Annotated in this window: 5 protein-coding genes; all 5 read left to right on the plus strand. The window is 63.7% G+C overall.

The window, feature by feature from the left end:
* The first annotated feature begins 12 nt into the window (after positions 1-12).
* Positions 13-3,099 (plus strand): TonB-dependent receptor, encoded by a 3,087-nt coding sequence (locus tag AC1DJN_RS05615; RefSeq protein WP_478038963.1) that lies wholly within the window; start codon positions 13-15, stop codon positions 3,097-3,099.
* Positions 3,100-3,344: 245 nt separating this feature from the next.
* Positions 3,345-4,949 carry a glucoamylase family protein gene (locus AC1DJN_RS05620; protein ID WP_478038964.1) on the plus strand — a complete coding sequence of 535 codons (1,605 nt, stop codon included), beginning with the start codon at positions 3,345-3,347 and terminating at the stop codon, positions 4,947-4,949.
* A gap of 64 nt (positions 4,950-5,013) precedes the next feature.
* Positions 5,014-6,294 carry a sugar ABC transporter substrate-binding protein gene (locus AC1DJN_RS05625; protein WP_478038967.1) on the plus strand — a complete coding sequence of 427 codons (1,281 nt, stop codon included), beginning with the start codon at positions 5,014-5,016 and terminating at the stop codon, positions 6,292-6,294.
* Positions 6,291-7,172 (plus strand): carbohydrate ABC transporter permease, encoded by an 882-nt coding sequence (locus AC1DJN_RS05630; RefSeq protein ID WP_478038965.1) that lies wholly within the window; start codon positions 6,291-6,293, stop codon positions 7,170-7,172. The genes AC1DJN_RS05625 and AC1DJN_RS05630 overlap by 4 nt, the downstream gene beginning before the upstream one ends.
* A partial coding sequence (locus tag AC1DJN_RS05635; protein ID WP_478038966.1) for a carbohydrate ABC transporter permease occupies positions 7,169-7,818 on the plus strand: 650 nt, incomplete at its 3' end. The genes AC1DJN_RS05630 and AC1DJN_RS05635, both read left to right, overlap by 4 nt.

Consider the following 7,818-nt stretch of genomic DNA (forward strand, 5'->3'; position numbering starts at 1 on the left):
GAGATTGAGTTGATGATGCATTCCACTATCCGCACGCCGGCGCGCCGGCTGCTGAGCACCGCACTGGTCAGCTGCCTGATGCTGGCCGCCGCCCCGAACGTCATGGCGCAGTCGGCCAACGCCAGCCTGCGAGGCCAGGTCTCCGGCGCGCAGGCCGGTGCCGAAGTCACCGCCACCAACGTCGCCACCGGTACCGTGCGTCGCGGCACCGTGCGCGCCGACGGCAGCTATTCGCTGATGGGCCTGGACCCGGGCACCTACAATGTCGTTGCCAACGGCCAGACCCAGAAGATCACCGTTACCGTCGCTTCGACCGCGACGCTGAACTTCAGCGAGGCGGCTGCTGGTGGCACCGGCACGACCGCCGCCACCAACCTGGACACCGTCAACGTCGTCGCGCCGACCCTGCTGCAGGAAGTGCGCACCTCCGAAGTCGGCAAGACTGTCAGCCTGCAGCAGATCCAGACCACCCCGCAGGTGTCGCGCAACTTCCTGGAGTTCGCCGACGCCGTGCCGGGCATGATCTTCACCCGCGATGCCAAGGGCAACACCTCGCTGCGCGGCGGTGCCACCAACTCCGACGGCACCAACGTCTACATCGACGGCGTGGGCCAGAAGAGCTACGTCAAGGGCGGTGGTATCTCCGGCCAGTCCGGCAGCGCCGGCAATCCGTTCCCGCAGCTGGCCATCGGCGAGTACAAAGTCATCACCGGCAACTACAAGGCCGAGTACGGCCAGGTTTCCAGTGCCGCGATCACTGCAGCGACCAAGTCCGGTACCAACGAGTTCAAGGGTGAAACCTTCTACCGTTACACCAACGACAGCATGCGTGCGATGACCCCGGCCGAGCGCCAGCCGGGCAAGAGCAAGGAAGAGTCGGCAGAGAAGGAATACGGTTTCGCCCTGGGCGGCCCGATCATCCAGGACAAGGCCCACTTCTTCGTGACCTATGAAGCCAAGCGCTTCGACCTGCCGGTGACCATCGCCCCGGACGGCGCAGTGACCCCCTCGGCCGCCAACCTGCCGGCTGACGGCGCCGCCGGCCTCGGCCCGGCCAGCCAGCCGTTCCAGCAGGACCTGATCTTCGCCAAGATCGACTTCGAGCCGACCGACAACGATCGCATCGAACTGACCTTCCAGGACCGCGACGAAACCCAGCAGCAGTTCAGTGGCCAGACCGCCAAGGTGCACGGCAAGGTCGTGGACAACACCGACCGCCGTTACGCCCTGCGCTGGAACCACAGCGGTGAGCGCTTCTACAACGAGTTGATGGTGACCCACGAGGAAGCCTTCAACAACCCRCTGCCGTTGAACTACGGCAACGGCATCATCTACACCGCGCCGGATTTCGGTGACTCCGACGCCAACCGTCCGCAGGAGAAGACCCTCGTCCAGGTCGGCGCGGCCGATGCCTTCGCCTCGCAGGTGAAGGGCCAGAAGGGCTGGGCGATCGAGGACAACCTGACCCTCGATGGTCTGCAGTGGGCCGGTGACCACACCATCAAGATGGGTGCCAAGTACAAGCAGATCGATCTGTACGCCTCCGACGCGGCGCAGATCAATCCGCAGTTCTCCTACACCATCGACAACCCCGCCTTCCCGTCCAGCACCCCGTACAAGGCGCAGTTCACCAAGGCCAGCACCGGTGTCACCGGCGTGCAGTCTGAAGTGCGCGCCAAGGTCAAGCAGATCGGTCTGTTCATCCAGGATGACTGGCAGGTCAACGACCACCTGCAGCTGAACATCGGCCTGCGCTGGGATTACGAGAAGAATCCGATCTATACCGATTTCGTGACCCCGCCGGAGGTTGTGAAAGCACTGTTCTCGCAGGATCCGAACGCGCCGGCAGGCGTCTCCCAGACCTACGCCGAAACCCTCGCGCGCAGCGGTCTGGACGTCAACGACTACATCAGCACCGGCCGCAACCGCAAGAACTTCAAGAATGCCTGGCAGCCGCGCCTGGGCTTCTCGTATGACGTCAACGCCGACGAGCAGCACGTGTTCCACGGTGGYGCCGGYCGTTCSTATGAYCGCGAYCTGTTCGACAACCTGSMRCTGGAAACCACAAAGCTGGCGCTGCCGCAGCCGACCGTGTATTTCCGTAACCCGGCCACCGGCAACTGCATGTATGGCCAGACCCCTTGCTTCGACTGGAATCCGAACCTGCTGAACGGCATTGAGAACGTGCAGGCGCTGCTGGGTTCCACCAGCAACGAAGGCATGGAAGTCGATCTGCTGAACAACAACATGAAGGTGCCCTACGCTGACCAGTTCAGCCTGGGCATGAGCAACCAGTTCGGCGAGTGGCTGACCGATGCCACGATCTCGCGCACGCTGACCTATGACGGCTTCGCCTTCACCCTGGGCAACCGCTTCAACAACGGCAATTTCTTTGACAACCAGATGCTGTGTGGTGCCAAGGAGCCGACCTACGGCCAGCCGTGGAACTGCAACATCCCGGGCTTCGGCAGCCTGATCATCGGCCAGCAGGGCATCAAGACCCGCTCCACCCAGCTTCTGTTGTCGGCGCAGAAGCCGTACAGCAAGGAAAGCGGTTGGGGCACCTCGATCGCCTACACCTGGACCAATGCGCGCCACAACCGCAACATCAACGAGCACTACTCGTTCGATCGCGGCACCATCGGCGAGTACCCGACCATCAAGTCCAATGGCGCGCCGCGTCATCGCCTGGTGGTCACCGGTTCGTATGACGGTTTCTGGGGCATCACCTTTGGCGGCAAGCTGACCCTGGCTACGCCGACCCCGGGCAACGATTGGTCCTGCATCGCCCAGGCCGGCAATTCGAACTGCATGCCGACCCCGGCTGCCGGCACCCCGTCGGGCAATGGTCACTTCCTGCTCGGCGGCAAGATCTTCGGCTACCGCTCGCTGGATCTGCAGGCGACCAAGACCTTCAAGCTGGCCGGCGATACCGAGCTGTATGCCCGTATCGACATCATCAACGTGCTCAACTTCGACAACTTCTCGAACCTGAACTACGTGAAGCAGGACGGCACGCTGCTGGTGAGCTACAACGAGACCGGTGACGTCATCGGTACCCCGCGCCAGGTCAAGGCGGAAGTGGGCTTCCGCTTCTAAGCGGAGCGCTGATGYAGCATCACGGAGCCATCGGTTCGCCGATGGCTCCGGTTTCAACGGCAATGGCCGGCCTCCGGGCCGGTCCATTGCCCACGCCATTGCCGGGCAGGGGGCAATGGCGTGGGCAATGACCGCGGTGTCATCAACCACGTTTCCGTGGTTTTTTAAGACCGCACTTTGTAAACGATTTCAGGTCATTGGACGTTATGCTCTTTCATCGATCAGCCCACCGGAGGAACCGCGCCATGYAGGCACGCCACCTGATGACCGCCGCTGCGATGACCCTGGCCATCGCCGCCTGCAAACCGGCCCAGCAGGAGCCTGCCAAGCCGCGCCCGCCGGTGATCCTGATCGAGGCCGACGCACCGCCGCGGCCGATGAAGCCGGAGCTGCCGCCGCTTTTCGATGACATCGAGCGCCGCACCTTCCAGTTCTTCTGGGATACCACCAACGAGATCAACGGCCTGACCCCGGACCGCTATCCGTCGCGGCCGTTCGCCAGCATCGCCTCGGTCGGCTTCGCCCTGACCGCTTATCCGATCGGCATCGAGAACGGCTGGGTCAGCCGCAACCAGGCGATCGACCGCACCCTGACCACCCTGAAGTTCTTCCGCGACGTGCCGATGGGCCCGCAGCGCACCGGCAAGGCCGGCTACAAGGGCTTCTATTACCACTTCCTGGACATGCAGGAAGGGCGCCGCTACGACAGCTGGGTGGAACTGTCCTCGGTGGATACCGCGCTGTTGATGATGGGCGTGCTGTTCGCCCAGTCGTACTACGACGGCGACGATCCGCGCGAGAAGGAAATCCGGCAGATCGCCGACACCCTGTACAAGCAGGTCGACTGGCCGTGGCTGCAGCAGCGTGCGCCGCTGATCTCGATGGGCTGGTTCCCCGAGAACGGCTTCATCGACCATGACTGGATGGGCTACAACGAGGCGATGATGGTCTACATCCTCGCCCTGGGCTCGCCCAGCCACCCGGTCAGCCCGGATGCGTGGACGGTGTGGACGCGCACTTACGACAACGACTGGGGCGTCTACCAGGGCCAGGAATACCTGTCCTTCGGTCCGCTGTTCGGCCACCAGTACAGCCACGTCTGGATCGACTTCCGCGATATCCAGGATGCGTACATGCGCGAGCGTGGCAGCACCTACTTCCTCAACAGCCGTTCGGCGGCGCTGGCCCAGCGCGAGTACGCCATCGCCAATCCGATGAACTGGAAGGAATATGGCGAGAACGTCTGGGGCCTGACCGCCAGCGATGGTCCGCAGAACACCACCCAGGAATACCGGGGCGAGCAGCGCCAGTTCCGCCATTACTCATCGCGCGGCGCAGGCCTGCGCGAGAATTTCGATGACGGTACGATCGCGCCGACCGCCGCGATCTCGTCGGTCGTGTTCGCGCCCGAGGAAGTGATTCCGGCCACGCTGGAGATGCACAAGCGCTACGGCGACTACATCTACTCCAGCTATGGCTTCCTGGATTCGTTCAATCCCAGCTTCAGCTACGACATCCCGATCAAGACCGGGCGGGTGGTACCCGATCGTGGCTGGGTCGCCAGCGACTACATCGCCATCGACCAAGGCCCGATCCTGACCATGATCGCCAACTACCGCAACGACTTCGTCTGGGACGTGATGAAGAAGAACCCGTACATCCGCAAGGGCCTGGAACGGGCGGGCTTCAGTGGAGGCTGGCTGGCGCCGGAAGGCTCCTTCCAGCCGCTGGAGCTGCAGAAGGATGAGAAGGCCGCCGCAGCGCGTGCGGTCGGTATCGCCGAATCACGTGCGGCCGCCGCGCAGGAACAGAAAAACAATGCCAACCGCAACACCGGCCAGGGGAAGTAACAAGGTGCACGACTGGAAACACCGCCTGCGACGCTGGGCATTGCCTGCACTGGCCGCGCTGTTCATGGCCGGCTGTGCCCGCCAGGAGCAGGGCACCACCACCGTGCGCTTCTGGGCGATGGGGCGCGAGGCTGAAGTGGTCAGCGAGCTGATCCACGAATTCGAAGCGGAGAACCCCGGCATCAAGGTCGATGTGCAGAACATCCCGTGGACGGCCGCGCACGAAAAGCTGCTGACCGCATTTGCCGCCGACGGCCTGCCCGATGTGTGCCAGCTGGGCAACACCTGGGTACCCGAGTTCGCCGAACTCAACGCGCTCACGCCGCTGCAGCCGTTCGTGCAGCATTCCACCGTTGTCGATCCGAAGGACTACTTCCAGGGCATCTGGGATACCAACGTGATCCACAACGAGCTGGTCGGGGTGCCGTGGTACGTCGATACCCRCCTGATCTATTACCGCAAGGACCTGCTGGCCAAGGCCGGCTTCGACCATCCGCCGCGCACCTGGGCCGAATGGGACGAGCAGATGGCCGCGATCAAGCGCATGCAGGGCCCGAACCGCTATGCGGTGCTGATGCCGATCAACGAGTTCGAGCAGCAGCTGTCGCTGGCCCTGCAGCAGCCCGATCCGCTGCTGCGCGACGACGACACCCGTGGCAATTTCTCCAGCCCCGGCTTCCGCCGCACGCTGGGGTTCTACGCCAACATGTTCGAGCAGGGCTGGGCGCCGAAGATGTCCGAGACGCAGATCTCCAACGTCTGGGATGAATTCTTCCGCGGCTTCAACGTGTTCTACATTTCCGGCCCCTGGAACATCCGCGAGTTCAAGAAGCTGCAGCCGAAGGAACTGGAAGGGCAGTGGGGCACGGCCGCGCTGCCGGGTCCGGACGGTCCGGGCGCGGGCATCGCCGGTGGAACCAGCCTGGTGATCTTCCGCAAGTCGCAGCAGAAGGAAGCGTCCTGGAAGCTGATCGAATTCCTGTCGCGGCCGGCAATCCAGGCGCGCTTCCACGCGATCATCGGCGACCTGCCGCCGCGTCGAAGCACCTGGAATGCGCCTTCGCTGGCCAACGATCCACTTGCCGCCGCCTTCCGAGACCAGCTGGAGCGGGTCAAGCCGACCCCGAAGGTGCTCGAATGGGAGCGCATCGTGCAGGAAATGCGCATCGTCACCGAACAGGTGGTGCGTGGCGGCCTGCCGCAGGACAAGGCCGTGGCCGAACTGGACCAGCGCGTGGACAAGGTGCTGGCCAAGCGTCGCTGGATGCATGAACAACAACGCCTGCAGCGCAGCGCACCCCCCTCGGGTTCGACCAGTGCAGTCGCGGCCGGGAGCCCGCAATGAAACGTACTTCGCTTGCCGGCTGGATCTTCGCCGGCCCCTCGCTGATCGTGCTTGGTGTGTTCTTCGGCCTGCCGGTGGCTTCGGCGCTGGCGCTGAGCGTGACCGACTTCGACCTGTATGCGCTGGCCGACAGCAGCAACCTGCGCTTCGTGGGTCTTGGCAACTACATCGACCTGCTGCAGACCCCGATGTTCTGGAAGTCGCTGTGGAACACCACCTATTTCGTGGTGATCGGCGTGCCGTTGTCGATCGGCGTATCGCTGGGCGCGGCGATGCTGCTCAATGCCCCGGCCGCGCGCTTCAAGGCGCTGTTCCGCACCGCGCTGTTCGCCCCGGTGGTAACCACGCTGGTGGCGGTGGCGGTGATCTGGCGCTACCTGTTCCACACCAGCTATGGCCTGGTGAACTACGGTCTGGGCCATCTTGGCATCAGCCCGATCGACTGGCTGGGCGATCCCAACTGGGCGATGCCGACCATCATGCTGTTCGCGGTRTGGAAGAACTTCGGCTACAACATGGTGATCTTCCTGGCCGGCCTGCAGGCGATCCCGCATGACCTGTACGAGGCCGCGCGCATCGACGGCGCCTCGCGCTGGAAGCAGTTCCTGCACATCACCCTGCCGATGCTCGGCCCGGTGCTGCTGGTGGTCGGGGTGATCACCGTATCCGGTTACTTCCAGCTGTTCGCCGAACCCTATGTGATGACCCGCGGCGACCCACTGCAGAGCACCGTCAGCGTGCTGTATTTCATGTTCGAGGAAGGCTTCAAGTGGTGGAACCYGGGACGCGCCTCGGCTGTGGCGTTCCTGCTGTTCCTGATCATCCTGGCGGTGACCACCGTGATGCTGCGCTTTGGCCGCAAGAGGCAGTTGGTATGAGTCGTGAAATCGGCCAGTCACGCTGGCACCCGTGGATGATCAATGGCGCGCTGCTGGTGCTGGCCCTGGTCAGCCTGGCACCGTTGCTGTGGATGCTGTCGGTGTCGTTCATGCCGCAGGGCGAGGCCACCCATTTCCCACCGCCGCTGCTGCCGTCCAGCATCACCACGCACAATTACACCGAGCTGTTCGCGCGCACCGGCATGGGCGGCAACTTCGCCAACAGCCTGCTGGTGTCGCTGGCGATCACCCTCGGTTCGCTGCTGCTCAACACGATGGCCGGCTACGCTTTCGCCAAGCTGCAGTTCGCCGGCCGTGAGCGGCTGTTCCAGGTACTGATGGCGGCGTTGGTGATCCCGGCACAGGTGGCGATGCTGCCGCTGTTCCTGTTGATGAAGCAGCTGGGCCTGGTCAACAGTTTCGGCGGCGTGATCGTGCCGGCGCTGGCCAGCGTGTTCGGCATCTTCCTGGTGCGCCAGTACGCCCGCTCCATTCCCGATGAGCTGCTGGAAGCGGCACGCATCGACGGGGCAGGGGAGCTGCGGATCTTCTTCCAGATCGTGCTGCCGATGCTGAAGCCGGTGCTGGTGACGCTGGCGATCTTCACCTTCATGGGCGCCTGGAACGATTTCATGTGGCCCTTGAT

It is taken from the genome of Stenotrophomonas sp. 05L414_2, assembly GCF_056397905.1.